At 63.5% G+C, this 25,235-nt stretch carries 24 protein-coding genes; 13 read left to right on the top strand and 11 right to left on the bottom strand.

Translation table 11 applies throughout. The annotated features are described in order from the left end of the window. Window positions 1–270: 270 nt before the first annotated feature. From J2R99_RS02350 to J2R99_RS02325, 6 genes are all read left to right on the top strand, one after another. Window positions 271–1,056, top strand: coding sequence for a MauE/DoxX family redox-associated membrane protein (locus J2R99_RS02350; RefSeq protein ID WP_307154119.1), 786 nt, complete (start codon window positions 271–273; stop codon window positions 1,054–1,056). Between the two features lie 157 nt (window positions 1,057–1,213). Further along, complete coding sequence (locus J2R99_RS02345) at window positions 1,214–2,608, top strand: dipeptidase (RefSeq protein WP_370872252.1); 1,395 nt, start codon at window positions 1,214–1,216, stop codon at window positions 2,606–2,608. Between the two features lie 12 nt (window positions 2,609–2,620). Continuing rightward, window positions 2,621–3,202 carry an LOG family protein gene (locus J2R99_RS02340; RefSeq protein WP_307152885.1) on the top strand — a complete coding sequence of 194 codons (582 nt, stop codon included), beginning with the start codon at window positions 2,621–2,623 and terminating at the stop codon, window positions 3,200–3,202. 7 nt (window positions 3,203–3,209) lie between these two features. Then, a complete protein-coding gene (locus J2R99_RS02335; protein WP_307152884.1) occupies window positions 3,210–3,455 on the top strand; it encodes a DUF1413 domain-containing protein in 246 nt (81 codons plus the stop codon). Further along, window positions 3,452–3,997, top strand: coding sequence for a DUF1284 domain-containing protein (locus tag J2R99_RS02330; RefSeq protein ID WP_307152883.1), 546 nt, complete (start codon window positions 3,452–3,454; stop codon window positions 3,995–3,997). The genes J2R99_RS02335 and J2R99_RS02330 overlap by 4 nt, the downstream gene beginning before the upstream one ends. Before the next feature lie 333 nt (window positions 3,998–4,330). Continuing rightward, window positions 4,331–4,579 carry a hypothetical protein gene (locus J2R99_RS02325; protein ID WP_307152882.1) on the top strand — a complete coding sequence of 83 codons (249 nt, stop codon included), beginning with the start codon at window positions 4,331–4,333 and terminating at the stop codon, window positions 4,577–4,579. Window positions 4,580–5,180: 601 nt separating this feature from the next. Here J2R99_RS02325 and J2R99_RS02320 read toward each other — a convergent pair. From J2R99_RS02320 to J2R99_RS02300, 5 genes are all read right to left on the bottom strand, one after another. Beyond that, a complete protein-coding gene (locus J2R99_RS02320; protein WP_307152881.1) occupies window positions 5,181–5,972 on the bottom strand; it encodes a hypothetical protein in 792 nt (263 codons plus the stop codon). Window positions 5,973–6,097: 125 nt separating this feature from the next. Continuing rightward, window positions 6,098–6,751 (bottom strand): hypothetical protein, encoded by a 654-nt coding sequence (locus J2R99_RS02315; RefSeq protein WP_307152880.1) that lies wholly within the window; start codon window positions 6,749–6,751, stop codon window positions 6,098–6,100. A 404-nt stretch (window positions 6,752–7,155) separates the two neighbouring features. Then, the gene (locus J2R99_RS02310) at window positions 7,156–9,405 is read right to left on the bottom strand and encodes a xanthine dehydrogenase family protein molybdopterin-binding subunit (RefSeq protein WP_307152879.1); all 2,250 of its coding nucleotides are present in this window, start codon (window positions 9,403–9,405) and stop codon (window positions 7,156–7,158) included. Next, window positions 9,398–10,501, bottom strand: a complete 1,104-nt coding sequence (locus tag J2R99_RS02305; protein WP_307152878.1) for an FAD binding domain-containing protein — start codon at window positions 10,499–10,501, stop codon at window positions 9,398–9,400. The genes J2R99_RS02310 and J2R99_RS02305 overlap by 8 nt, the downstream gene beginning before the upstream one ends. Then, window positions 10,498–10,992 carry a (2Fe-2S)-binding protein gene (locus J2R99_RS02300; RefSeq protein ID WP_307152877.1) on the bottom strand — a complete coding sequence of 165 codons (495 nt, stop codon included), beginning with the start codon at window positions 10,990–10,992 and terminating at the stop codon, window positions 10,498–10,500. Before J2R99_RS02300 ends, J2R99_RS02305 begins: the two co-directional genes overlap by 4 nt. A 184-nt stretch (window positions 10,993–11,176) precedes the next feature. On the opposite strand from J2R99_RS02300, the gene J2R99_RS02295 reads away from it, so the two are divergent. Together J2R99_RS02295 and J2R99_RS02290 are read left to right on the top strand one after the other, a co-directional pair. Then, a complete protein-coding gene (locus J2R99_RS02295) occupies window positions 11,177–11,776 on the top strand; it encodes a TetR/AcrR family transcriptional regulator (protein WP_307152876.1) in 600 nt (199 codons plus the stop codon). Between the two features lie 295 nt (window positions 11,777–12,071). After that, entirely contained in the window at window positions 12,072–12,947 is an 876-nt protein-coding gene (locus J2R99_RS02290; RefSeq protein ID WP_307152875.1) for a DUF3825 domain-containing protein, read from the top strand. A gap of 248 nt (window positions 12,948–13,195) precedes the next feature. Here J2R99_RS02290 and J2R99_RS02285 read toward each other — a convergent pair whose 3' ends face one another. After that, complete coding sequence (locus J2R99_RS02285) at window positions 13,196–14,938, bottom strand: RNase H family protein (protein WP_307152874.1); 1,743 nt, start codon at window positions 14,936–14,938, stop codon at window positions 13,196–13,198. A 911-nt stretch (window positions 14,939–15,849) separates the two neighbouring features. Between J2R99_RS02285 and J2R99_RS02280 the strand changes: the two genes are divergently transcribed. After that, window positions 15,850–16,290 (top strand): GFA family protein, encoded by a 441-nt coding sequence (locus J2R99_RS02280; protein ID WP_307152873.1) that lies wholly within the window; start codon window positions 15,850–15,852, stop codon window positions 16,288–16,290. 370 nt (window positions 16,291–16,660) lie between these two features. Here J2R99_RS02280 and J2R99_RS02275 read toward each other — a convergent pair whose 3' ends face one another. Beyond that, complete coding sequence (locus tag J2R99_RS02275) at window positions 16,661–17,500, bottom strand: VOC family protein (RefSeq protein WP_307152872.1); 840 nt, start codon at window positions 17,498–17,500, stop codon at window positions 16,661–16,663. 170 nt (window positions 17,501–17,670) lie between these two features. Between J2R99_RS02275 and J2R99_RS02270 the strand changes: the two genes are divergently transcribed. Continuing rightward, the gene (locus J2R99_RS02270) at window positions 17,671–18,606 is read left to right on the top strand and encodes a LysR family transcriptional regulator (RefSeq protein WP_307152871.1); all 936 of its coding nucleotides are present in this window, start codon (window positions 17,671–17,673) and stop codon (window positions 18,604–18,606) included. A 71-nt stretch (window positions 18,607–18,677) separates the two neighbouring features. Here the strand turns inward: J2R99_RS02270 and J2R99_RS02265 are convergent, their stop codons facing one another. The 3 genes from J2R99_RS02265 to J2R99_RS02255 are packed head-to-tail and all read right to left on the bottom strand — an operon-like array spanning window position 18,678 to window position 21,456. Next, the gene (locus J2R99_RS02265; protein WP_307154118.1) at window positions 18,678–19,442 is read right to left on the bottom strand and encodes an ABC transporter ATP-binding protein; all 765 of its coding nucleotides are present in this window, start codon (window positions 19,440–19,442) and stop codon (window positions 18,678–18,680) included. Window positions 19,443–19,447: 5 nt separating this feature from the next. Continuing rightward, window positions 19,448–20,485 carry a FecCD family ABC transporter permease gene (locus J2R99_RS02260; protein ID WP_307152870.1) on the bottom strand — a complete coding sequence of 346 codons (1,038 nt, stop codon included), beginning with the start codon at window positions 20,483–20,485 and terminating at the stop codon, window positions 19,448–19,450. Then, window positions 20,485–21,456 carry an ABC transporter substrate-binding protein gene (locus J2R99_RS02255; protein ID WP_307154117.1) on the bottom strand — a complete coding sequence of 324 codons (972 nt, stop codon included), beginning with the start codon at window positions 21,454–21,456 and terminating at the stop codon, window positions 20,485–20,487. Before J2R99_RS02255 ends, J2R99_RS02260 begins: the two co-directional genes overlap by 1 nt. Before the next feature lie 616 nt (window positions 21,457–22,072). Here J2R99_RS02255 and J2R99_RS02250 point away from each other — a divergent pair. Next, entirely contained in the window at window positions 22,073–22,720 is a 648-nt protein-coding gene (locus tag J2R99_RS02250; protein WP_307152869.1) for a hypothetical protein, read from the top strand. Between the two features lie 84 nt (window positions 22,721–22,804). On the opposite strand, the gene J2R99_RS02245 is transcribed toward J2R99_RS02250, so the two are convergent. Next, a complete protein-coding gene (locus J2R99_RS02245; RefSeq protein ID WP_307152868.1) occupies window positions 22,805–23,464 on the bottom strand; it encodes a haloacid dehalogenase type II in 660 nt (219 codons plus the stop codon). A 295-nt stretch (window positions 23,465–23,759) separates the two neighbouring features. On the opposite strand from J2R99_RS02245, the gene J2R99_RS02240 reads away from it, so the two are divergent. Then, the gene (locus tag J2R99_RS02240) at window positions 23,760–24,614 is read left to right on the top strand and encodes a branched-chain amino acid aminotransferase (RefSeq protein WP_307154116.1); all 855 of its coding nucleotides are present in this window, start codon (window positions 23,760–23,762) and stop codon (window positions 24,612–24,614) included. Window positions 24,615–24,728: 114 nt separating this feature from the next. Further along, entirely contained in the window at window positions 24,729–25,079 is a 351-nt protein-coding gene (locus tag J2R99_RS02235) for a hypothetical protein (RefSeq protein WP_307152867.1), read from the top strand. Window positions 25,080–25,235: the final 156 nt, after the last annotated feature.

Genomic DNA, 25,235 nt, shown 5'->3' with positions numbered 1-25,235 from the left:
CGGCGACCTCTCCCCAAGGGGGAGAGGAACAGGCCGTGCCGCGGGATGGGCCGTGCCGTGAGTGCGGCGCCGTGGAGCGACGCGCTTTCTCTTTTGCGCTTCCTTGCGTGTCGGCTTAGGCCCCTCTTTCTCCCTCCGCCTGTGAACCCCAATGCGCTCAAGGCGTTGGCTCCCACGAGAGGACTTAAAAACGTGGGAAACGGCATGTCGGAGACAGCGGAAAGAGTGACCCCGGAGAGAGGGGCGGAGGGCCGGGCGCCTGAGAGTGGAATGCCGGAGAGTGCCAACGGGCAGGGGCGTGCGAGCGGGGCGAAGGAGGCTGCCGTTTATCGCATGGTGATGGAGGAGCATGTCTGCCCCTTCGGCATCAAGGCGAAGGATCTGCTCGAACGCGAGGGGTTTGCGGTTGAGGATCACTGGCTCGAAACCCGCGCGGAGACCGACGCCTTTCAGCGCGAGCACGATGTGGAGACGACGCCGCAGATCTTCATCGCGGGCGACCGCATCGGCGGCTATGACGAATTGCGCGAGCATTTCGGCCAGCATGTGACGAAGGAAGGCGAGACGAGCTACCGGCCGGTGATCGCCATCTTTTCCGTCGCCTTTTTGATGGCGCTTGCCGTCAGCTTTGCCGCCTTCGGCAACATCTTTACCGTGCGCGCGCTCGAATGGTTCATCGCCATTTCGATGTGCCTGTTGGCGGTGCAGAAGCTGCAGGACGTGGAGAGCTTTTCCACCATGTTCCTGAACTACGATCTGCTCGCGCCGAAATATGTGCGCTACGCCTACTTTTATCCCTTCGGCGAGGCGGCGGCCGGGATCTTGATGATCGCCGGGGCGCTGACCTTCATTTCCGCGCCGATCGCGCTCTTCATCGGTGGGGTGGGGGCGGCCTCCGTCTTCAAGGCCGTCTATATCGACAAGCGGGAACTGAAATGCGCCTGCGTGGGCGGCGGCAGCAATGTGCCGCTCGGCTTCGTGTCGCTGACGGAGAACCTGATGATGATCGCCATGGGGATCTGGATGCCCTACCGGATGCTGGTTCTGGGCTGGTGATCGGCGCACGGCTTTTCTGCGGGTCCGCCATGCGCCTGTGATTTGCCGAGCGGGGGCGCGATCGGCTAGGGACGGGTAAACCCTGGCGCGCCCGGGCGGGAGAGGTATCGTTCGTGCGATGCCGCGATCGCAACGCCCGTCCGGCCGGCGCGAAAACATGAAGGCTCACATGCTTCAAAACACCCTTGCCCGCATCGATTCCGCCGTTTCCGGCGAGGCGCTGGAGCGGCTCTTTCAATTGATCCGCATCCCGTCGATTTCCGCCGATCCGGCCTATGCCGCCGCCTGCCGCAACGCCGCCTCCTGGTGCGCGACGCAGCTGAACGAGATCGGCTTTGAGGCGTCGGTCCGCGACACGATCGGCCATCCGATGGTGGTCGGCCATTACAAGGGCGCGGGCGAGGACAAGCCGCATATCCTCTTCTACGGCCATTACGACGTGCAGCCGGCGGACCCGCTGGAGCTGTGGGAGACGCCGCCGTTCGAGCCGCAGGTGGCGGGCGAGGGCGATGAGGCGAAAATTCTCGGCCGCGGTTCCTCCGACGACAAGGGCCAGTTCATGACCTTCATCGAGGCGGCGCGCGCCTTGATGGAGGAAGAGGGCCGGCTGCCGGTCAATGTGACGGTGCTTCTGGAGGGCGAGGAGGAATCGGCGAGCCCGTCGCTGCTGCCGTTCCTCAAAGAGAATGTCGAGGAGCTGAAGGCCGACGTCGCCTTCGTCTGCGACACCTCGCAATGGGATGCCAATACGCCGGCGATCGCGACGCGCCTGCGCGGGCTTCTCTATGAGGAGGTGTTCATCGAGGGGCCTTCCTATGACCTCCATTCCGGGCATTATGGCTCGGCGGCCAGGAACCCGATCCATGTCTTGACGAAGGTGCTCGCGGATCTGCGCGATGACGAGGGGCGCATCCAGATCCCGGGCTTTTACGATGGCGTCGCCGAGCTGACGGCAGAGGAAAAGGCCGCCTGGGAGAGCCTCGGCTTCGACCCGCAGGCGTTTCTCGCCGAGATCGGCCTCAAAGAGCCGGGGGGCGAAAAGGCCTATTCGGTTCTGGAACAGATCTGGGCGCGGCCGACGGCGGAGGTGAACGGCATCATCGGCGGCTATACCGGCGACGGCAGCAAGACGGTGATCCCGGCGAAGGCGTCGGCGAAGGTCTCCTTCCGGCTCGTCGGCGAGCAGGAGCCGGACAAGATCCGCGAGGCGTTCCGCGCCTTTGTGGCGGCGCGCGTGCCGGGCGATTGCAAGGTGACGTTCAAGAGCCATGGCGGCGAGGGCGCCATCACCCAGCCATCCGACAGCGAATGGGTGTCGCGGTCGCTGACGGCGCTTTCAGAGGAATGGGGCACGGAGGCGAAACTCATCGGCATGGGCGGCTCGATCCCGATCGTGGCGCAGTTCAAGCGCGTTCTCGGCATGGACACGGTGCTCGTCGGCTTCGCGCTCGACGACGACCGCATCCACTCGCCGAACGAGAAATACAATCTGAAGAGTTTTCGGCACGGCATCCGCTCCTGGGCGCGGATCCTTTCGGCGCTCGGGGCGTAAGCGGGGCACATTATGCAGGCGATCTGCGTCTTCTGCGGCTCCAATGCCGGAGCCCGCGCCGATTATGCGCGTGCCGCCGCCAGCCTGGGCGTGGCGATTGCCGAGGCGGGGCTGCGCCTCGTCTATGGCGGCGCGCGCGTCGGGCTGATGGGCGCCGTCGCCAACGCCGCGCTGACGGCGGGCGGCGAGGTGATCGGCGTCATTCCGCATGCGCTCGTGCAAAAGGAGGTGGCGCATAAGGGGCTCACGAAACTCCACGAAGTCGGCTCCATGCATGAGAGGAAAGCGCTGATGGGCGACCTCTCCGACGGGTTCGTGGCGCTGCCGGGCGGGGCGGGCACGCTCGAAGAGCTCTTCGAAGTGTGGACCTGGGGCCAGCTCGGCTATCATCAGAAGCCGGTCGGGCTGTTGAACGTGGCGGGGTTTTATGACGGCCTCGCCGCCTTCCTCGACCACCAGGCGGCGGAGCATTTCATGCGCCCCGAACACCGGGCGATGCTGATGGTGGAGGCGGACCCCGGCACGCTTCTCCACCGCTTCAAGACCTATCAGCCGCCGCAGGTGGAGAAATGGATCGCCGGCCGCGAGAGGTGAGCGCGCCATGAGGGACATGGGTTTTGACGAGGCGGAACGCGCGCGGCTTGAACGGGCGCTCAACGCCCGCGCGCCCGGAGAATTTCACTTCCCCGAAATCTATGGGGAGGGCTGGGACGGGCTTTATATCGGCGACCGGGTGAAGCTCGGCCGCACGTTCTTGAACGCCGTGCGCGCCGGCGACTTTCCGGGCGTCGAGGATACGGGCCGCAAGACGGACGGCGGCCGGGTCTATCGCTGGACCGGCCGATGACCGCGCCTGTGGACAGGGAAAACCGCGCCAAAGAGAGTTCTGAGGGCGAAGGCCTGGAGAGGGTGGGTGCGGGCGCCCGCGCGGGGAGCGGCGATGCGGGCGCGGGCGATGCGGGGGTGGTGGAGCTGCGCGCCCACCATCTCCTGTGCATGCTGACCTTTGCGGGCAAAGGCTATTCGCCGGGCTTCGTCGCCCGCTTCGAAGAGGTGGCGGCGGCGATCAATGCGGGGGCTGCCGTCAAAATCGTCGACGGCCCCGACCCGCTCTGCGCCTGCGTGATCGCGGCCGAAAAAGAGCCGCATTGCTTCAAGGCGTCGGTGAGCGAACGCGACCGCAAGGCCGCCCGCGATGTCGGCGACAAACTCGGCATGACGGTTAAGGCCGGCACGGTGATCCCGCTCTCCCACACGCGGGTCGACGAGATGCGCGCCTGGTTCCAAAAAGGCACCACCCGCCCCGCCTGCGCCGGCTGCGAATGGGACACGCTCTGCACGCGGCTGGCGGATGGGGGATTTGAGGGGTGCCGGGTGAGGGGGAGGTAGGGCGGTGTGTCGGGGCAAATGAGCGTGAAGGGCCGAAAGCGGAGTGGCGGCTCAGGAGGATCAGTCGGCGGAGAGCGGCTTTTCAGTTCCAGACCCAAGGTGGCCGTTCGATTCCCGTGAGCAGAAGATCCGCTCCGGGCCAGAGCGGAATGATAGCATCGGAGCGGGGAGCGTCAAAATGCCGCCGACCCTCTAGTTGCGCGCTTCTTCGCGGCGTTCCCACAAACAGCGGCGATTTCTGGCTCCCAAGGTGCGCGACTATTCGCAGTTGTATTGCGTGATTTTTCGACCGTGTCTCAGCTATGATTGCGCCGAGCAACAGGAGGGCAAAGGATGGGGCGCATCAACTGGGCGAGCGTAATTCCGACCTGTGTGTTCTTCTTCGTGTTGTGGCTGCTGCAAGGTCAGCTCTCCACCCTTCACGATGCTATCGAGACAACCTGCGGCGATACCTCCTGCGGTCGGGAGATTGGCGTCGCATTCCAGTTGCTGTCACTGTCAACCCTAGTGTCGGCTCTAGCTGTCGCGTGGGCATCGTGGCGCTTCAACACTGCCTTCCACATTGACCGAAATGGAGCGTGACGTTTCTGCTCAAGCAGTCGCTGCGAGACGTATTTCTTGGCGACACCGCACGCAAACTGTTGAACTGAGACCCCACCCCACGTCGTTGTCATCGACGGGTTTACAGGCTCGTCTAGAACGAAATCTGGGCAACTATGATGGCGCAGTGCAGCTATCCGCCGAGCGTGACACAAATAATAGCTCTCCACCCAGCTGGCAATCGGAACAATTGCTACGGTTGCTAGGAAGCAGCCGTTCCACGCTCATAGCGGCCGATCCTACGCCTCGGTCTCTTCTGCGAGGATCAGGCATCTCCGACATCGACGCCTTAGTCATGTCTCCCGTAGTCCTTGCTTCTCAGGCCTATCCAGGTACCCATTCGTCTACCAGATGGGGTGCTGCGGGAGCTGAGATGTACCGTCCGATCAATCCTGCTGGGGAAAGCAGAAACATCGATCGTCGTACCTTGTAATTCTATTCAGGTCAGTCAGTCCACCTGCATATGTGGGCGAGCCGCTCAAGCAAGGCGTTTAAACATTACGCAATGAATGTCCGTTTCGAGCTCTGAGCGACGGATGTTGTTTAGAGTTTCAATGGCCGTTTACACCAACGAAGCTGCCGTTTAATTGAAAACCATGCGCCCCATGGCATCAATAAAGAAATCGGTCTCGTCGAGCGATTGCGGAGCGATCGCCCCTCGCGCTTCAGTCGTATTTTGTGCATGTAAGTCGTCAGCGGTTGCGGGTTCTACGGTCGCCACTTTGGCGCTGGTTGGAAAGTCCCAGACCCCCGGTTTGGCGGGAATTTTGCGGGCCGACTGATACAACTCCAGCACGTCGCGTCCCTTCTCGCTCAAAACCACGAACGAGGGATTGCTACCCGTTGCGACCAAAGGATTTTCGGAGGCGAGCGCATCAAGCCCGATTGCACGGAACCCAGACACGTAAGTGATTGAGCTGTAGGCCAATGACAGCCTCTCTTCCTCGACCTCCCGTAGGAAGCCCGCGGCCTCGGCGGCCTGACGCTGGGCCTCGGGATAGTTCCCATCGGCAAGCGCAGCGTAGAGCGCATTGATAGCCCGCTGCCCCCTGGCGGGCAACTTGGGCAAGACCGCCTCGGTACGGGCGACCTCGGCAAGGAAGGTCTGCCGATTGAACCCCTGCAAACCTTCTCCGAGCGTATCGGCGAACGACTCCTTCAGGATCTCCACCCGATTAGCCTGCATAGCGATCAGCATCGGGGTGGGGTCGGTCGAGCATGTTGACCTACCCGAATAGCTTCGCGAAATGCTCGCCTCGACGGTAACCGTGTCATCGCACGCCGGCAGGTTCGCCCTGATGCACCTATCGTTGAGCGTCTGCCGCGTGATCTCGATCGTAGCCCCGCTCTGGAGTACTTTCACTTCCGCATTCATCTTCCATCCTGGGAGCCCTTCGGGGTGAGCGCAGATAGTGACGGTTATGCTGTCAGCTAAGGCCGTCGCCGGGAGCGCCACTGCGATAGCTAAGAAAAAATAGCTCCTGATCCTAGAATATATCGTCATCGGAGGCCTCTCGAAACTTTCCAGAATCTGTGTGCGGCAATGCCGATCCCCGTTATGGCAAGGATTGCCGACGACACAACTAGCGCAGCCGTGATTAACGTGAAATAATGCTGCACGAAGAATGCGTGCGGATCACGCCGCCCGAGCAGCAATAGATTGGTGGCCTCCGCATCGGTAGGTGCGCAATCTTTGGACCACGGGTCATAAAGCGCTATCAGTGGGACAGACTTCCCGCCTTTCGGAGCGACGCGGATGGAGGTGCGCGACGATGCGATGGCCCCTAAGCAGACCTGAATCGCAGCAGGGCCCGACCGTCCGCTGTCGATCTGCCTGCCGAAGTTGGGCGGCGTCGTGACTTCCGACACAAAGGAGGCCGGGTTAGAGCCGGGCACGATTTTAAAGCACTCAGCCGCCTGGTCGGAGCACTTGATGAGGAATCTTGCGGCATCGATTCGCTTGGAGCGCGAAACGTTTACCAGGTGAAAGACTACGGTCTCCGTCTCCCTCTGGGGCTCGAAATAGTGGACGGCGGTATAACCCGACCTTAGGCTTTCGACGACATTGGTAATGTAGAATCCAACGAGTCCTATGAAAACCGTGAGGATTCCTGTGAATATGTTTGGCGTTGTCATGTCATCAAGGAGTCCCATTTACTCCGATGTTAACACGCCTGATATTTAGCGGGAATACTCAAGTGTGGCGACGGTCTATCTCAGACGCCGACGCTAGTCGGCACTTTATCAATTCCTCTATAAATGGCCGAAGGCAGTTAGACCCAGATAACCTACATTTTCGGGATTTGGAGAGCAGCAATTTTGCTTCCGCATGGATGACATTCATCATCTGTCGCGCAATTGGGCGGCTCCCACCTGTCTAGGTGGGTCGTCCTGATCTGCCGACTGCTGGTTGCCGGGCTCATCAGTGAGCCGAAGAACGACCGCCATGGGCCCATAGTATCGGTTCGTGGCGGCCTTTCCGCCTCAATGCCTTTCAAAAAAGCAGAGGGCGCGAGCGGGCGGTCCGCGCCTTATCAAAAACCTCTCACCCCGCGCCCCTACATCACCTCCGCCAACCCGATCGGAAAACTCCGCACCCGTTTTCCCGTGGCGTGGAAGATGGCGTTGGCGAGGGCGGCGCCGGTGCCGGTGATGCCGATTTCGCCGACGCCTTTGATGCCGAGCGGGTTCACATGGGGGTCTTCCTCCGGCACCAGGATCGCTTCGAGCCCCTGAATGTCGGCGTTCACCGGCACGCGGTATTCGGCGAAATTGGCGTTGACGATGCGCCCGGTGCGGCGGTCGTGCACGGCCTTTTCGTGGAGCGCGAAGGAGAGGCCCCAGATCATGCCGCCGAGATACTGGCTTTCCACCATGCGCGGATTGATGACGCGGCCGGCGGCGAAGGCGCCGACGAGGCGGTTGACGCGGATCTGGCCGAGCTCCGGATCGACAGCGACCTCGGCGAAGACGGCGCCATGGGCGTGCATGGCATAGGCCTCCTGCGCGGCCGCATCGCTCGCCGCCTGGCCTTCGGCTGCGATCTCGTCAAGGCCGGCGCGCGTTAAAATGTCGGCAAAGCTCTCGCTCGCCGTCTCGTCGTCGCGGCGGGTGAGGCGGCCTTCGCGGGCGACGACGCCGACATTGCCGGCGCCGAAGAGGGGGGAGCGCTCGTTGGCGACGGCGAGGGAGGCGAGCTTGTCGATGACGGCGGCACCGGCGCGGTGGATGGCGTTGCCGGCGGTGGCCGTATGGCTCGAGCCGCCGGCGAGGCCGGCATCGGGGAGGTCCGACGTGCCGGAACGGAAATCGACCGCCTCCACTGGCAGGCCGAGAGAATCGGCGGCGATCTGGGCAAAGGCCGTCCAGGCGCCCTGGCCCATATCGTGGGCGCCCGCCTCCATCACGCCGGTGCCGTCGCGGCGGATGACGGCGCGGGCGTTGCCCTGGAACATGAGGGCCGGAAAAATCGCCGTCGCCATGCCCCAGCCGAGAAGGCGGCCCGACGGGTCGCGCATCTGGCGTGGCTGGAGCGGCCGGTCCGACCAGCCGAAGCGCTCGGCCCCTTCGCGGTAGCATTCCTTGAGCGCCTTGGAGGAGAAGGGTTTGCCGGAGATCGGCTCGACCTCGGCATAGTTTTTGAGGCGGAAGGCGAGTGGGTCCATGCCGGCCGCATAGGCCGCCTCGTCGATGGCGCTTTCAAGGGCGATCGAGCCCGAGGCCTCGCCCGGCGCGCGCATGAAGGAGGGCGTGCCGATATCGATGCGCACGCCCTCATGCGCGGTGTGGAGCGCCGGCACGTTGTAGAGCGACTGGCCGACGCCGGAGGAGGGCTCCAGAAACTCGTCGAAGCGGCTGGTGGCGGCGCGGGTGAGGTGATCGAGCGCGGTGAGGGCGCCCTCTGCATCGATGCCGAGGCGGACCGTCTGGCGCGTCTGGCCGCGATGGCCGACGGGGCCGAACATCTCTTCGCGGGCGAGGACGAGTTTGATAGGGCGCCCGGTGAGTTGCGCGGCGAGAATGCCGAGCGCCTCCGGGCTCGAGACTGAGCCTTTCGAGCCGAAGCCGCCGCCCAAGAACGGGCTGCGGATATGAATGTTCTCAGGGGTCAGGCCAAAAAGGCCGGCGATGCGCATCCGCGACATGGCAAGCCCCTGGGTCGGCATGTCGAGGAAGAGGCTGTCGCCGTCGAAGCGGGCGACGATTGCATGCGGCTCCATGGCGTTGTGGTATTGCGGCGGAGTCTCGTAGACCGCCTCGATCACCTGCGCGGCCGCGGCAAAACCCGCATCGACATCGCCCTTCGTGGCCTCCGCCGGCTGGCCCGGACCGACGGCTTCGGGCGTGTAAGGCTCGGCATCGAGGGTGACTTCCGGGGTCTCCGCCTCGTAGCGCGGGGCGAGGAGGGCGGCGCCTTCTTTCGCCGCTTCCAAAGTCTCGGCGATGACGACGGCGATCGGCTCGCCCGCATAGCGCACCGTCGCATCCGACAGGAGATGCATGCGGAACATGAGCGGGTTGGACTTTTCGTAAGGGTCCATGGCGAGCGGCGGGCGGTTTTCCGGCGTCATCACCTCGACGACGCCCTGATGCGCCCTGGCGGCGGCGACATCGAGGGAGGTGACGCGGCCGCGGGCGATTTTCGCGGGCACGATGACGGCGTGGAGGAGGCCGTCCGGATGGTTGTCGGCGGCATAGATGGCGGCGCCGGTGACTTTGAGGCGGCCATCGGCGCGGGTGAGCGGCTGGCCGATACTGGAGCCGTGGCGCTGGCGCGGGCCGGGCGTGAGCTGTGCGATCTCAGACATGGGGGGCACCTTCTGGCTGGACATCTTGCGGGATGACGCTGTCAGGGATGAAGCCGTCGGGGAGGGCGGCAAAGGGCGAGGCGGGGAGCGCCGGCATCACCTCCGGCGTGCCGGCGGCGGCCATCGCCAGCGCCCGCACGACGAGGCGGCGGCCGAGCGCGATCTTGTAAGAATTGTCGCCGGAGGGTTTTGCGTCCGCGAAGGCGATCTCGGCGGCTTCTTCGAAGGCGGCGCGATTGGCGGGGCGGCCGGCGAGGCGCGCTTCCGCCTCTTCCGCGCGCCAGGGTTTGGCCGCGACACCGCCCAGCGCGAGGCGGGCCTCGGTGATCGTGCCATCCTCCACCTGGAGCGCGGCCGCGGCCGAGACGACGGCGAAGGCATAGGAGGTGCGCTCGCGGACCTTGAGATAGCGCTGGTTGGCGGCAAAGGCGGCGGCTTCGGCCGGAAGGCGCAGGGCGACGATCATCTCGCCCGGGGCGAGCACGTTTTCCCGCTCGGGCGTGTCGCCGGGCAGGCGATAGAACTCGGTGATCGGCACCTCGCGGCGGCCGTCCTGTCCCTCGATCTCGACGATGGCGCCGAGTGCCGTCAGCGCGACGCAGAAATCGGACGGGTGGGTGGCGATGCAATGCTCGCTGAAGCCCAGGATCGCGTGGCCTTCATTGGCGCCGCCGATCGCGTCGCAGCCGGAGCCCGGCGCGCGTTTGTTGCAGGCGCTGGCGGTGTCATAGAAGTAGGGGCAGCGGGTGCGCTGCAGGAGATTGCCGCCGACGGTCGCGGCGTTTCGGAGCTGCGCCGAGGCGCCGGAGAGAAGCGCTTCGGCGACGGCCGGAAAGCGGGCGGAAAACGCCGCGTCGTAGGCGAGTGTGGAATTCTTGACGAGCGCGCCGATGCGCATGGCGCCGTCTGCGAGCGTTTCGATGGCGCCGAGACCCGGCAGATGCGTGACGTCGACGAGACGGTCGGGGCGCGCGACGCCGCCCTTCATGAGATCGAGAAGGTTGGTGCCGGCGGCGAGATAGACGGAACCCGGCTTCGACGCGGCGGCGACGGCCTCGGCGATGGAGGCGGGGCGGAGATAATCGAAGCGGTTCATGCTGCGTCCCTTTCGCGGCTTGCAAGTTTCGCTTCGGCCTCGAGCACGGCTTCGGTGATGCCGCGATAGGCGCCGCAGCGGCAGAGATTGCCGCTCATCAATTCGCGCACGCGCTCCGCATCGCCGTGCGCATGGCCCTCGGCGATGAGGCCGACGGCGCTCATGATCTGGCCGGGGGTGCAATAGCCGCATTGAAAGCCGTCATGGGCGATGAAGGCTTCCTGCACGGGATGCAGGCGGCCTTCTTCGGCAAGGCCTTCGATGGTGGTGATGTCGGCACCGTCATGGCTGATGGCGAGCGCCAGGCAGGAGTTCACCCGCGCGCCATCGACGAGGATGGTGCAGGCGCCGCACTGGCCGCGGTCGCAGCCCTTTTTGGTGCCGGTGAGATGGAGGCGCTCGCGCAAGAGATCGAGGAGCGTGACGCGCGGATCGTCGATTGCGACGGATCGTGGCTCGCCATTGATGGTGAGGCTGATAGAAAGGGTCATGCGGCCACCTTTGGACAAGAGGTCGGGCCGGAAACGCCGCCGCGGCGATGACGCATTCGGCGGTTTTCCGTCACGCAGGCCGGAAGGCGCACTGCGCACTGCCGGGCCTGGCTCGCATGAGTTATATGGAGGGTACCTCCGCTTTCAAGGGAGGTGCCGTCAAAAGATTGGCGTAGAAGATTAGATGGAACGGAAAACCGAACAGCCAAGGCGCAGGCCGCGCGCCGATTATCTGCGCAACCGCGAGCGGCTTCTCACCGCCGCGGCCGAGGTGTTTCGCACCCACGGCGGGCAGGCGACTTTGGAAGGCGTGGCGAAGGCGGCGGGGGTGGGCATCGGCACGCTCTACCGGCATTTCCCGACGCGCGAGGCGCTGTTTGAGGCCGTCTATCGCCGCGAGATCAACGAGATGGTGGCGCTCGCCGAACGGCTCGAAGGCGAGGCGGACCCGGTCGCCGCGCTGCGCCAATGGGTGCACGCCAATATCCGGCTGATCGCCACGAAGCAGGGCATGCTGACGGCGCTGGCGCTCGCCGTCGACAAATCCTCGGAAATCTACACCTATTCCTATACGAGCCTCACCGGCGCGATCGCGCGCCTGCTGGCGCGCGCCAAAGAGGCCGGGCGCATGCGCGAAGACGTGACGCCCGAGGATCTCCTTCTGACCCTCATCGGCATGTGCCTGGTGCGCACCGGGCCGGGGTTCGAGGACGATGTGACCCGGCTTGCGGATCTGTTTTTGGATGGGCTGACGAAGGGGCAGGGGGATTCTGGCGGGATGTAGCAGGACGCGCTCTGCCTGAGATGGGTTGAGGATGCGGTAGGGGATTAGATGCTCAGGGTCTCTTTTCTTTGGGGAGGAATGACTGCAATGGGCCGAAGAGAGACTGTCGGCTTTGGGGCGGGATTGGCGTAAAGCTGCGCTTCAGCTCACAACTCAAGCGGGACATTTGAGCATCAATTATGACTATCCCCGAAGACGCCATTCTCACTCTTGTGTTCTGTGTCGTAAGAAAACATGCACTGGTTTCGCGCTTTTCGGTTAATTAGAAGCGTCACCTAGTTTTGGAGAATAGCAAATGAGAATTTTCGACTTTGCTCGAGTAGCCGATTGGGATGATCGCCTTGCAACGCTCGCGGGGGTTGCTGAGCCGGAACGCTGGAATAATCGTCATCTTCCCTCTAAGAACGATTACCCTGTTCTTGATCGATATGTGACAAACACTTTCATCAGAGCGTATGATCAGCAGAAGATCGTTCTCGCCGATCAAGTGGCATGCTTTAACACCGGGCTACTCACTCCTGGACAGGAGGAAATATTTGGGGTTTTTACAATATCTGAAACGTATGATAGGTCTCGACCCGTTAGCGCAGAAAACAAGAAGTGGTGGCTGAAGTCTTGGGCAAGATCAGGTGACCGCGTTCTAACCGAATTCATGGAACTTCCGGCCCTCGTAGAGTACTGGAACGATTCAAGAGACCTTATTTTTGACCCGAAGCTACAGGTTCAACTCAATCTGGACCACATCATTCGTGACAACCTCAAGAGATTTCCTGAAGAGCTCGGTGGGCAGGTCGGAAAAGACGGTAGACCAATTGAAGAAGAATCTGAGGACGATGCAGAAGCTGAAGCCCAAGCAGCCAACGATCAGCAGATTCCGGTTGCCACACGAAATGCGCTTGAGGGAGCAGTAAAACAAAGCATACGACTTGCGCAGAGAAGCTACCGGATCGCTGTTCCCCAGTTTTACAGGAGTAAAATTCAGCTGCTGTTGCCAATCTATCTGAGGGACCCGAATGAGCCAGACCTTGCACTGACGCTTGAGCGTCATGGAGGGTGGTACAGGGCGGCCACCATCCTTTATATGGATTGGGCCTACAGCCACGCGCGACTTCTTGCGCGGCCAAACAGCGAGTGGCTTGGGGGCTTCAAGTCCGGTGCCCAAGATGCTTGAGCTTGGACGGTATAAGCACTGAATAGACGGATGCGCTTTGACGCGAAGGTCGCGATCTTCAGCGGTCGTTTCTTAAAGGTTCCATCCGGAAAGCCGCCAGTCCCGCTTCCACCCCACCGCGTGGTTCATGGCCTCGACTAGACTAGGTCGGGCCGTAAGCGAACCAGCAGGTTTCGAGAGATCCGCGTGAGAAGTGGACGTTTCACGCACAACCTATACGCAACATCCGGTGGTTTGTCCGTGCCACATTACGCAACCCACGGCGTGCGGCTCGCCTGCTCGATCAATCGAGCGTCTTCTGCGTATTTACTCGCGAGCCGATCCGCTCGTTCATTGTACTCATCCCCCGCATGCCCCTTAACCCAAACAATACGCACTCGGCGTTGGGATGCCTGCGCTTCGTACGACCTCCAAAGGTCGGAGTTCTTCTGAATAGCACCGCCCTCGTTACAGATGCTGCATACGTATTGGCTGTCCGTGCGAATGCAGACTGATGCGCCTGAAGGTGTATGCTTCAGCGCTTCGATGACCGCCATGAGCTCCATCCGGTTGTTGAAGGTTGCCACATCGTACCCGCCTCGTTCCTCATTCGATCCATGGACGACAAACGCCCATCCGCCGGGCCGCCGCTCACGCTTGCTCTGACGAGCCCCGGAGCAAAGTGCTCCATCCGTCGAGATTGTGATCGTGTTCTTCGATGTTCGGAAGCGCGTCCCATGCTCTAGGCGAAACGGCACTTCATCCAGCGTCTTGCGCTCTACGTCGCCTAGAAGGCCGACTCCTCCCATCCGGCGCTTCGCCTTGCGGTCCGCATCGCGCATCTGCCTTGTGAACCAACTCTTGAAGTTGTCGAGACGTTGATCGATCTCAACATCGAGCCTGTCCATAATTGTAGGCAATGTTGAATACGCAAACGCGTCGCCCCATCCCCGCAGCACTCGATCTATGAGGGTCTGCGTTTGCGCGTAGCGCTGCATATCAGCCCAGCTATTTTCGTCTCGCCGCGCCTTCATGATAGCCTTGCGACCGTTCGTGAGATGCTGATCGATCGTCCCCAGCAGACCCTTGCGGGCGCTCTCTGAGGGTTGAAACAGGCCTGGACTGCAGAAGTAGCCGAGAAAGTTGAACCCATTCCCGACTCGTCCGCGCTGGGTCTTCCGATTGTCAGCGTTCTGCGCGAAGGGATCATGGCAGTGGAGGCCAAGCTTGGCGAGGTCGGCTTTCGCGTTCTCGAACGCTTTGCGGACCTTCGCTTCGGTGGGACCTAGAATGACGAAGTCGTCGATAAAGCGTGCACACACGATCCCGCGCTCATTGAAACGCTGATCGAATTCGTGAAGCAGGATGTTGCCGAAAAGCGGCGACAGGGGCGAACCCTGTGCGACCCCTTCTTCATCAGTGGGGAAGACAGATCTGTCATCCCCGAGTGCTTCTTCGTTGCCGAGAGTAACAGTGCTTGCCTGATCTAGGAGCTTCAGGAACCGTTGATCGTCAATGTCTTCGCCAATCTTTTCGATCACCACCTTCCGCGGCACTGCGTCGAAGAAGCCTGAAATGTCCGACCTCACGAAGAAGAGGTGACCGTCCCTAAATGCTCGATCAAGGAACTGAAGAGCGTGCGGGACCGAACGGTGCGGCACGCCTCCAAAGCTGGTCGGCTGGCCGTTGGCTCTTTGTGCGACTGAAGAGTGCTTCGAGAGCGTATCGAGTAGCGCCCGTTCAACAATGCGGTTCTGGACTGACGCCATCACGAGGCCGCGCTTGCCGCCGCTGGCCTTCTTCTTCAAGACGCCCTTCTGCGGCTCGAAAACAAACGTGTCTTCACGCAGCCGGTTTTGAATGCGTTGAATGTCACGCTCGGCAGTTCGTGCAAAATCCTCAATTGCACGTTTGGTCTCATCAGCCTTGGACCGAGTCCCGTTGGCCCGAATACGGTCCCACGCTCTATGCAGAGTCTCCCGCTTTTTACATTCGTCGAAGATCTTTCCCATCGTGCCCCGTTCTTTCTGGCGGACGCATCGGTAAGCCTCGTCCAGCCTCTGAAGGCGCGTGTTGCTTCCCAGGACCTTGCGCGGCACCCGACGGATGCACGTGCTCGGCGCCCTGCTCGGGCCGCAGGGGCGTGCGCCCCGTCGACCACTGGCCGCTTCGCATCGCCTCGGCGCTCATCACGAGCCCGAGAATGAGAAGGATGACGAGAAGCGTCGCCCGCCAACGCGGCGCGGCGACGGTGAGCCGACCGATCGAACCAGTCGGGTTGAATTGGTGTCGTCGGCAAGCCGACGTCTCACCTTGCTGCGAGCATACCTGTTTTTGACACAAATCAAGCGGCAATCGCTCGCCCCGCCCAGGCTGAGCCGTAAAGAAGTCTCAATGACCATCCGAAACTCCAACTTCGTTTGTCCGTGGAGGGCTATGGCCGGTTCAGAGGCATGGCTCGCCTGTTGCTTCCCAGGACCTTGCGCGGCACCCGACGGATGCACGTGCTCGGCGCCCTGCTCGGGCCGCAGGGGCGTGCGCCCCGTCGACCACTGGCCGCTTCGCATCGCCTCGGCGCTCATCACGAGCCCGAAGGACGTTGGCGGCAAAGCTGGCTAATATTACGTACCATGGGGGCCGATGCAAGCGACGGTAGAGTTTTCTTCACAGCGTTCAGAATGGTGACTTCCGCTTTTGAGGACTGCTTGCCCCCACTCCAACGACTAAAGCGGGCGCTAACCTTCCGTTCGTTGGATAAGAAAGGTGTTCGTCGCGTCAGTCTGCCTCTTCGTCTTGAGGGAGCGCGTTGTAAGGCCGGTATGGCCTCCATATGCATGGCTCTGCTTGGGGAGACGTTCGCCGTGCTGTGGCCCGCTTTCGCCCGCAAACCTCGCCCCGAAACATAGCTTTTGGAGATCAGATCATGGCGTCGGAACGGGTGATACGGAGCGGGCAGTGTCATTGCGGGGCGGTGCGTTTTGAGGCGGAGCTTGTCGATGATCTTGCGACGGCGCTCCGGTGCATCTGCTCTTATTGCCGGATGCGGGGTGCGGTCGGCGTCTCGGCGGTGACGGGCGGTGTCCGGATCGTTGAGGGCGAGGGGTTTTTGACGCTTTATCGCTTCAACACCGGGACGGCGGAGCATTTTTTCTGTTCGCGCTGCGGGATCTACACGCACCATCAGCGGCGCTCCGACCCGCTTCAGTACGGCGTGAACGTCGCGTGTCTTGAGGGGCTGAGCCCGTTCGATTTCGCCGAGGTGCCGGTCACGGACGGCGTCGAGCATACCTCCGACACCGGTCGGCCGTCGCGCCTCGCCGGCGTTTTGCGCTTCATTCCCGCGGACGACGACGCGACGCCGTGAACGGGCGGCGAGTGAGATGAGAACGGACGCTGCGGCCTGACGGGGCCTCGGCGACCCCCACCCGACGCGCCTCGCGGCGCGTCGACCTCCCCACAAGGGGGAGGTGGGTGCGCGCGGCGCGGCCTTGCTGGAGAAGCGGGCGGCGAAGGGGGTGGAGTGGCGCCCGGACCGCGAGGGCGGCGGGAATGGATTTGAGAGTGGCACGGACGTCCCCCTCCCCCTTGTGGAGAGGGGTTAGGGGTGGGGGGCCGCTGGAAGAAACAATGTCTGAGATCTGACGGGGCCTCGGCGACCCCCACCCGACGCTCCTGGCGGCGCGTCGACCTCCCCACAAGGGGGAGGTGGCAGCGCGCGGTGCGGCCTGGCGGGGTTATGCGGCGGCGGCGTTTGCGGGGCGGGGGTGGACGGTGATGCGGTTGCCCCAGGGGTCGGTGAAGGAAGGGTCGGTGAAAGAGGGGTCGGTGAAGCTTTTCGCGCCGAGGCGGGCGGCTTCCTCCGGGGTTGCGGCGAGGACGAGTTCGCTGAGGCCGGCCGCATCCGGGCTGCGCGGGCCGGCGCCGCGGCTGTTCCAGACATTGGTGCCGATGTGATGGTGGTAGCCGCCGGTTGAAAAGAAGCGCGCGGCGGGAAGCTCCGAGACGAGATCGAAGCCGAGCTCTCCGGCATAAAAAGCCTCCGCCGCCGCGACATCGCCGACCTGCAGATGGATATGGCCGATGACGGTGCCGCGGGGCGCGCCGGCCCAGCGGCCGGGGGCCTGAAGGAGGCTTTGGAGGTCGAGCGGCAGCGTGTCCATCACGATCATCTGGCCGTTTCGGGTCCAGTCGGCGCGCGGCCGGTCGGCGTAGATCTCGATGCCGTTGCCTTCGGGGTCCCGGAGATAGACGGCCTCGGAGACGAGATGGTCGGAGGCGCCGTCGAGACGTCCGCCGGCCTCTGCGAAATGCCGGAGCCAGCGGCCGAGATCGTCACGATGGGGGAGGAGGAAGGCCGTGTGGAAGAGACCGGCCTCGAAGGGGAGCGACCGCGCCTTCGCGTCGCGGCGGAGCTCGATCAGCGGCCGGTCGCCCTCGCCGAGAAGGCGGCTTTCGCCATCGCTGGCGATGTGGTCGAGGCCGATGACACGCTGATAGAAATCGCCGACCGTGTCGAGATCGCGGACGGTGAGGGCGATATGGTCGATCGAAAGAGGGGCGTTGCTGGTCGCCATGAAACAATCTCCTGTGGCGCGCCGGGGAAGGGCGCGCCGGGAAAGGGTGGAGGCTGGGCGCGCGCTGGGCGCGCGCGCGGGGGCGTGGGTCATGGACGGAATTTAGGGTGGCCGATCTGTCGCGATAACGGGCTTGATGGGCGAAGGACTGTCGCCGTATCGTAGACAATATGGATTATACGGACGGGATCCGAACCTTTGTCGCCGTGGTCGAGACGGGCTCCTTCACGGCGGCCGGAGAGCGGCTCGGCATCTCCAACAAGCTTGTCAGCAAATATGTCGCCGCGCTCGAAGAAAGGCTCGGGCGCGCGCTTCTCTACCGCACGACCCGCTCCGTCTCGCTGACGGAGGACGGCGAGCGCTGGCTGCCCTATGCGCGAAAAGTTCTGGACTCCCTGGAGGCGGCGGATGTGGCGCTCAACCGGGCCGAAAACGGGCTTGCCGGGCGGCTGCGCATCACCTCCGGCACGACCTTCGGCGAATTGTGCCTGGCGGACGCCGCCCAGACGTTCATCGACACCTATCCCGGCATGCGTGTCGATCTCGTTTTGTCGGACGAGATGACGGATCTGGTCGCGGGCGGGTTCGACCTTGCGGTGCGCATCAGCGTGCCGCGGGATTCAAGCTACAAGATGCTGCGCATCGGGGCGATCACGTCGCAGATCGCGGCAAGCCCCGCTTATCTCGAAGCGCATGGCACGCCGCGCCGTCCCGAGGATCTCGCCGATCACCAGGCGATCCTCGATTTGAACGACGACCCGCCGCGGCGCTGGCGGTTTCGGGACGGCAAGAAAGAGAAGGTGGTGGAGGTGGCGGGGCGGCTTGCCGTCAACAGCGCCTCGGCGACGATCCGCCAGGCGATCGCCGGGCACGGCCTGGTGCGCGCGCCCGATATTTTTCTCTCGCCGCATCTGGCGCGCGGCGATCTCGTCACCGTGCTCGATGCGTTTTCCGCTGACGAAATGGCGGGCGGGACGGGGGGCGGCACCGGAGGCGCGCGCGCGATCCATCTTCTGACGGTGCCGAGCGCCTTCCGCTCCGACAAGGTCGCGGCCTTTGCTGCCGTGCTCCGGCAGCATCTCGCGCGGCTTAGGGGGCGGGCGTGATCTGAGATGTTTGCCATACGCCGCTGCGGCGGCGCGGTGAGTGTTGGGGCTCCGTCAGATCCCCAAAACGCTCATTCGCTGCGAAAGCGGATATGGGGGCGGCCGGTGTCGTCGGCGGGGCTCACCTCCGCCTTGATGCGGAAGACGTCGTGCAACAGGGCCTCGGTCAGGACTTTCGACGGCAGGTCGCAGGCGACGAGCGTGCCGCCCGCAATCACCGCGATGCGGTCGCAGAACATGGACGCGAGATTGAGATCGTGGAGGGCCACGACGCTGGTGAGGTCGAGGTCGCGGACCATGCGCAGGATTTCGATCTGGTGGTGGATGTCGAGATGGTTGGTCGGCTCGTCGAGGAACATGATCGTCGGCGATTGCGCGAGCGCGCGGGCGATGTGGACGCGCTGGCGCTCGCCGCCCGACAGCGTCTGCCAGGGCTGGGTGCGACGCTCGATCATGTCGACGCGCGAGAGCGCCCCCGACACCGCGGCCTCGTCCGCAGACGACCAGCCGGAAAGGGCCGAGCGATGCGGCGTGCGCCCGAGCTTCACCACGTCGCGCACGCTGAGATTGGTGTCCGATGCCGCACTCTGCTGAACGAAGGCGAGCTGGCGCGCGAGAGCCCGGCGCGAGAGGCTCGCGATGTTCCGCCCCTCGATCTCGATTTGTCCCGAACGCGGCCGTTTGAGCCCGGCGAGGAGACGCAGGAGCGAGGATTTGCCCGATCCGTTCGGGCCGATGAGCCCGAGCGTCTCGTTCTTTTCGACGCGCAGGGAGACATCGCGCACGATGGTTTTTCGCCCGACGCCCCAGGTCAGATTGTCGGCACGGATCGTCATGCGCGTCATGTTGAGGGCCGCGCGCGATAGAGGATGATGGCGAAGAACGGCACGCCGACGAGCGCCGTCACGACGCCGATCGGCACCGTCTGCTGTGTGGCGACCACGCGCGAGGCGATATCGGCGAGCACCATGAAGACGGCGCCAAGCGCGGCCGAGGCCGGCAGGAGGCGCAGATGCAGTGGGCCGACGATGTAGCGGGCCGCATGGGGAACGACGAGGCCGACGAAGCCGATCGCGCCGACCATGCTGACGATCGTCGCCGTGATCAGCGCCGTCACCGCGAAGAGGACGAGACGGATGCGCGCCACGGGCACGCCGAGGGCCGCCGCATCCTCGTCGCCGAAGGTGAAGGCATCAAGCGTGCGGGCCATCCACAAACAGACGGCGAGGCCGAGCGCGATGACGAAGGTGAGAAGCTGAAAATCCGGCCAGCGCACGCCGCCGAAACTGCCGAGAAGCCAGAACATCACGTCGCGCGCCTGCTGGGCGTTGCCCGACGTGGTCACGATGTAGGAGGTGAGCGCGTTGAAGAGCTGCGCCGCCGCGACGCCCGCGAGGATCGTGTGGTTGGGGCCGCTGGTGGCGCCGTTGGAGAGAAGCGCAACGAGGGCGAAGGCCGAAAAAGCGCCGGCGAAAGCGCCCATCGACAGGGAGAGGCTGCCGGCGCCGATGCCGAGGACGATGACGCAGACGGCGCCGGTCGAGGCGCCCGCCGAGACGCCGAGAACGAACGGTTCGGCGAGCGGGTTGCGCAGGAGCGCCTGCAGGATGGCGCCGCAGAGCGCGAGACCGGCCCCGGAGAGGGCCGCCACCAGCGCGCGGCTGAGACGCAGATCCCAGACGACGGATTCCTGAATGGGCGGGATGTCGGCGCCGGTGAGCCCGAGACCGTTGCTGATCGCCAGAACCACCGTCCCGAGCCCGATCCTGAAGTCGCCGATCGTCGTCGCCAGGGCGACGACGAAGGCGAGCGCCACGAGCATGACCACGAGGAAGAGGGCGAGCCAGCCGGCTCCGCCGTCCGCTTTGTCGGCAGGCATCACTTGAGGTCGAGCGTCCGCAATTGCCTGGCGACCTCTTCGGCGCCGTAGAGGGTCTGGATGCTCGGATTCATGGCCGCGCCGCTCATGACGACGAGCCGGCCCTTCTTGACCGCCTCCATCTGGCTGACGGTCGGATCGGAGGTCAGATAGGCGATCTTCGCGTCGGCCGCGTCGAGCGCCCAGCGCTTGCGGTCCACCTGCGAGGCCACGATGACGGTCGGATCGGCGGCCATGATGCCTTCCCATCCAAGCGTCGGCCAGTCGGCTTCGGTCTCGATCGCATTCGAGCCGCCGAGGAGATCGGCGATATAGCCCGACGGGCCGTTGCCGCCGCCGAGATAGGCATCGTCCGCGGGCGAGGGGCTGGAGAACCAGAAGACGAAGGTCGGGTGCTCCGAACCGGAGAATTCGGCGCGCAGAGCCGCCTCGCGCGCCTTCAGATCGGCGATGAGGGCCTCGCCGCGATCGGCGACGTCGAAGATCCGCGCCAGATCGTCGATCTCCTGATAGAGGAGATCCATGGTCCACAGCGCGTCGCGGCTGCCATAGGCGTCGTTGGCGTTAAGCGTCGTCGAACAGGCGCTCGGCGCAAGATAGGTCGGGATGTCGAGGCGTTCGAAATCGTCGCGCCTGGCGACCTTGCTGTCTGGCCCCATCAGGGTCGTCAACATCGCGGCGACGAAATCCGGCTGTTTCGACAGGACCGATTCAAGCGTCGGAAATTCGACGGTCAGGACGTCGACCTCGTCCTTGGCGGCCCGCAGCTCGGGCAGAACCTCGCTCGGCCAGAAAGCGGTGGCGGCCATGCGGTCCTTCAGACCGAGCAGGAGCATGATCTCGGCGGTGTTCTGACCGAGCGCGACGGCGCGCTCGGGCGCCTTATCGAAGGTGATCTCCTCGCCGCAATTTTCGATCGTGAGGGGATAGCTCGTCGGCTCGGCGCGAACCGATGTGCTGAAGGCGGCCATGATAACGGCGAGCGAGAGCAGGATCCTGTTCGGCATTTTCGGGTCCATTGTGCACAGGGAGAACGTGGCGCCTGCCTATTCGGACATATTGGAGAAAACAAGACTCTCGCGCTCATGATTTTGTGGGGCGGCGCGGTGGTGGGGCGCCCTGAGCCGATCCGTGCATGTGGCAAGGCGTGTGTTTATCGGCAACCTAGCCATGGAATGGCCTTCGTGCTTTTGGGCTGGCGCCGACAAAAGCCAAGCGATCCGGCAACGTTCTCGTTACCCGGAGGTCATTCGGCGCCGCTGCTGGTTCGCACTCAATCCTCACCGTTTTCAAGCGTGAGGCGCTCTCGGGCGGCTGGGGTAGGGACGGGAATTGTTGAGGCCAATAGAAGCGCCGCTCATCACCTCGCGATATTGGCACTGTTTGAAGTGAATATTCTCAATGTGTTTCTTTGGTTTAATCCAATACGAATTATATAATGAATTACGTCGCATATTGTTTTATTGTTGAGTGAGGTATGCACGCATCCATACATAATTCGATGAAATCGTTGATGTTTTTAAATAAAGCCGCAATTCAGGTGGCCTGGCGAGGTTCCGGTTGGTGTGGCGTGACATGGAGAGAAAGATGTTTGAGCCGTGGGTGGGTGAAAAGTATTCACATGAAAGCGGATTTGCCGGTGGGCGTTTATTGATACTCGGTGAGTCGCACTATTCGAAGCGCGTCGAAGAGATTGGGGAGACGCCCGAAAAGTTTACTGAAAACGTTGTTCGTTATTTTGGTATCGAAAGGAGGCACAATTTTTTCGGTAAGGTACAGGAAGTCGTAACTGGTGTTCCTAGGAAGCAGCAGACAGCCGCCGATAAAAAAGTGTTTTGGAATGCTGTGGCGTTCTACAATTGGGTGCCGACCATCGTCGATGGAAGACCGGTCTCCGAAGGCGGCGCAAGGCGCCGGCCGACAGATGACATGTTCCGCGCCGGCGGCGCGCCCTTTCAGGTCATCCGGCGGCGTCTTGAGCCGCGTGCGGTGATCGTTTGTGGACTAACACTTTGGGACCATGTGGCACCCACGCTGGATAGTTTCGGGCATGCCGACAGAGACGTGATCTTCTATGACGACGGCAATTGCATGTATGCCCGCATCAGTCATCCTTCGACACCGCGCTTCGACACTCGAAAATGGTGTAGGCGCGTCGGGCACCTCCTTGAGCTGAGCGCTCAACCCCGGCAACTCGGACGAAAAATCAGGTGGCAGGAATGGGACAAGGTCTGAGGGATCGAGATTTTTGATGGAATGCAGGTTCGGACGGGCGCCTCACCGGCCCGTCCTTTGACCTCACCCACACATCCGCGCCCCTCACACCTTGAGCAACGCCTTCAGATCCGGGAGGACGGCGGCGGCGGGGAGGTCGTGGTATTCGTCGGCCTGGCCGGAGCGGTTGATCCACACGGTGCGGAAGCCATAGGCGGTGGCGCCGGCGATGTCCCAGCGGTTCGACGATTGAAACGAGATCGCTTCCGGATAGACGCGGAAATAGGTGGTGGCGAGCTCGTAGGCGCGTTCATCCGTCTTGTAGAGGCGGATGTCGTCGACGGAGAGGACGGCATCGAAGAGGCCGGTGAGGCCGGCGGCCGAGACCGCCGCATCGAGCATGTCGTGTGTGCCGTTGGAGAGGATGGCGAGCTGGCGCCCGGCGGCGCGCAGCCGGCTCAAGGTTTCCGGCACCTCCGGATAGCAGTCGAGGCTGCGATAGGCGGAAAGAAGCGTCGGCTTCATGGAGGAATCGAGCGAGGGATAGGACTGGAAGGCGTGGTCGAGCGCGGCCTCCGTCAGCGTCCAAAAATCGACATAGCGCCCCATCAGCGAGCGCACCCAGGAATATTCGAGCTGCTTGGCGCGCCAGTGATGAGAGAGTTTCTCCCAATCCGGCCCGACGGCTTCTGCATGCCGGCGCACGGCCGCATGCACGTCGAAGAGCGTGCCATAGGCATCGAAGACGAAGATCGATGGCTGCATGCGGCTTCCCCCTTCTCGAGCGCCCCGGCTTCCGGGCGCCAAATCGCCGGCGCGCCCGCATTTTTGGCACGCGCCCGCAGATGCCGCCGGCGGGCGGCTTGTGACGAGATAGGGTCTAGCAAGACGGCGGCATTCAGGCTACCGCCAGGAATTCATATTGGCTGCGACGGGCGTCTTCGCCGCGCCCGGCCGCGCCGCGCAGGACGTGGCGCAACCTCGTTGGAACGAGGCCGGGACAGGCGTTTTGAAGGCGCGGGCCGCTCGCCGCAAGCAAGCGACACACGAGAGGCGCGACATGGCGGAATGGTCGAAAACCTGGACCTTTGTGGATGGCGATTGGCACGAGGGGAATGTGCCGCTCATCGGCCCGCGCAGCCATGCCATGTGGCTTTCTTCCGTCGTTTTCGATGGGGCGAGGCGCTTTGAAGGCGTGATGCCCGACCTCGAACTGCATTGTGCGCGCGTCAACGCCTCGGCCACGGCGCTCGGGCTTGCGGCGAATGTCGATGTGGAGACGATGGTGGCGCTCGCCAAAGAGGGCGCCCAGAAATTCGACGACGAGACGGCGCTTTATATCCGGCCGATGTATTGGGCGGAGGAGGGCGGCTTCATGTCGGTGCCGCCGCTTGCCGCCTCCACGCGCTTTTGCCTGTGCATCTACGAGACGCCGGTTCTGGAGCCGAAAGGCTTTTCGCTGACGCTCTCGCCCTATCGCAAGCCGACGATCGAATGCGCACCGACGAACGCCAAGGCGGGCTGCCTTTATCCCAACAACGGGCGGGCGATTTTGGAGGCGAAGTCGCGCGGCTTCGACAATGCGCTGGTGCGCGACATGCTCGGCAATGTGGCGGAGACCGGCACCTCGAACATCTTCATGGCGAAGGACGGCGTCGTCTTCACGCCGGCGCCGAACGGCACGTTTTTGAACGGCATCACGCGCCAGCGCGTCATCTATCTTCTGCGCCAGGCGGGCGTGGAGGTGCGCGAACAGGCGCTGACGATCAGCGATTTCATGGCCGCCGACGAGATCTTTTCGAGCGGCAATTATTCAAAAGTCGTGCCCGTCAACCGCATCGAGGACCGCGATCTGCAGCCCGGCCCGATCGGCAATCGGGCGCGCGCGCTCTACTGGGAGTGGGCGCACGCCTGAGGTCTGCCCGCCGTGATTGGCGGCCGGTGGCGGGCCCCGATGTTGGGCCTTCTGTTGGAACCGGCCGGCCAAAGCCCCAGATAAGGCTGACGCTGATTTTCAAGGGAGACGCGTATGTCCCGCTTTCTGCCTGCCGCCGTTTCGGCCGCCGCCCTTGCCGGGCTTCTTCTCGTCGGCGGGACGGTGCCCGCCGATGCCACCTGGCTGCGTTTCGACAAGGGCGTGGGGACCTGCAAGGCGCTCACCGCGCGCTATGATCCCGCGAGCCTGTGGTTCGGCTGGGTCGCCTCGCAGGGCCAGGGGCCAGCGGGCGGCGAACGCGGCAGCCGCCGCTTCTATGCCGAAGGCTGTTTCCGCACCGAGATCGAATGCCAGCGCTTCGTCAATGAGGGGCTGAGCTTCGCCCGCGGCCGGCTGATCAACATGCAATGCGAGCCGGGCGTGCCGCCGCGCGCGCTGCGCTGAGGTTTTTTGGGGCGGCGCCCACTTTTTGTGGGGGACCCCCACCCCTAACCCCTCCCCACAAGGGGGAGGGGGACCGTGCGGCTGACGCCGGAGTTTCGTCGGGCCGCCCGGTCAAGGGGATGATCCGGGGATAAGTCTCGCCTGGGCGCGGTTGAG

The organism is Rhodopseudomonas julia, assembly GCF_030813515.1.
Classification (GTDB): Bacteria; Pseudomonadota; Alphaproteobacteria; order Rhizobiales; family Afifellaceae; genus Afifella; species Afifella julia.
The sequence above is the reverse complement of the archived record's forward strand: the minus strand, read 5'-3'. Positions and strand labels throughout refer to the sequence as shown.